The organism is Microbacterium sp., assembly GCF_031988965.1.
Taxonomy (GTDB): Bacteria; Actinomycetota; Actinomycetes; order Actinomycetales; family Microbacteriaceae; genus Microbacterium.
Window position 1 is genome coordinate 5362 of record NZ_DALZXX010000168.1, and the last position, 222, is coordinate 5583.

The 222-nt window shown below is 71.6% G+C and carries 1 pseudogene; it reads right to left on the bottom strand.

The annotated features are described in order from the left end of the window. Positions 1–222, bottom strand: a pseudogene (locus RTM68_RS16610) (type 1 glutamine amidotransferase domain-containing protein); the annotation flags it as partial.

Consider the following 222-nt stretch of genomic DNA (forward strand, 5'->3'; position numbering starts at 1 on the left):
GACCAGCGCCCGCGCGGCGGATGCCGAAGACTGCGGGTTCTGCCCGGTGATGAGCAGCCCGTCGACGATCGTGTGATCGCTCCAGGGCTCCGTGACCTCGACAGCGGCACCCTGCGCGCGCAGCGCCGACTCCAACAGGAAGGGTGCGCGGTCGGCGAGGCCACCCATGCGCTCCTCCTCATCGGAGAAGCCCGTGATGCGGCGTCCGGCCACGAGCGGCTC